Here is a 1,214-nt window from a genome sequence, read left to right as displayed (position 1 = left end):
TCGGACCCGATCCCGCCAGCGAGTCGGCCTGCACCATCGGCGGAGTGGTGGCCAACAACTCCTCGGGCATGCACTGCGGAACCGTGGACAACGCCTACCGCACGCTCGAATCGCTCACGCTGGTGCTGCCGAGCGGAACCGTCGTGGATACCGGCGCGGATGACGCCGACGAACGCCTGCGTGCGCTCGAGCCCGCCCTGCATGAGGGCCTGGTCCGCCTGGCCGCGCGTGTCCGGGCAGATCCGGCGTCGGTGGGAACCATCACGCGACTGTTCGCACGGAAGAACACCATGGGTTACGGGCTCAATGCGCTGCTGGATTTCATTCGCCCGGTGGACATCCTGGCGCACCTGGCGGTCGGCAGCGAAGGGACCCTCGGCTTCGTTGCCGAGGCCGTTTTCCGCACCGTCCCGGTGCATCCCCATACGGCAACCGGACTGCTCGTCTTCCCGACCCTCCAGGCAGCCAACTCGGCGCTGCCGGCACTGGTGGCGACCGAGGCGGCCACAGCGGAGCTCATGGACGCGCTGTCGCTGAAGGTGGGCCAGTCGCTGCCCGGAACACCCGGCGTCGTGCGGGATCTGCGCATCCGTGACCACGCAGCGCTCCTCGTCGAATATTCGGCCGATACAGCCGGGCACCATCGGCGGAGTGGTGGCCAACAACTCCTCGGGCATGCACTGCGGAACCGTGGACAACGCCTACCGCACGCTCGAATCGCTCACGCTGGTGCTGCCGAGCGGAACCGTCGTGGATACCGGCGCGGATGACGCCGACGAACGCCTGCGTGCGCTCGAGCCCGCCCTGCATGAGGGCCTGGTCCGCCTGGCCGCGCGTGTCCGGGCAGATCCGGCGTCGGTGGGAACCATCACGCGACTGTTCGCACGGAAGAACACCATGGGTTACGGGCTCAATGCGCTGCTGGATTTCATTCGCCCGGTGGACATCCTGGCGCACCTGGCGGTCGGCAGCGAAGGGACCCTCGGCTTCGTTGCCGAGGCCGTTTTCCGCACCGTCCCGGTGCATCCCCATACGGCAACCGGACTGCTCGTCTTCCCGACCCTCCAGGCAGCCAACTCGGCGCTGCCGGCACTGGTGGCGACCGAGGCGGCCACAGCGGAGCTCATGGACGCGCTGTCGCTGAAGGTGGGCCAGTCGCTGCCCGGAACACCCGGCGTCGTGCGGGATCTGCGCATCCGTGACCACGCAGCGCT

The 1,214-nt window shown here is 68.5% G+C and carries 2 pseudogenes; both read left to right on the top strand.

Features of this window, described 5'->3' with window-relative positions:
* Positions 1-635: pseudogene (locus Y705_RS21545) on the top strand (FAD-binding oxidoreductase); the annotation flags it as partial.
* Between the two features lie 4 nt (positions 636-639).
* A pseudogene (locus tag Y705_RS23315) lies at positions 640-1,214 on the top strand (FAD-binding oxidoreductase); the annotation flags it as partial.

The sequence above is a fragment of the Arthrobacter sp. H41 genome (assembly GCF_000520535.1).
In the GTDB taxonomy this organism is placed as follows: domain Bacteria; phylum Actinomycetota; class Actinomycetes; order Actinomycetales; family Micrococcaceae; genus Arthrobacter_D.
The sequence above is the reverse complement of the archived record's forward strand: the minus strand, read 5'-3'. Positions and strand labels throughout refer to the sequence as shown.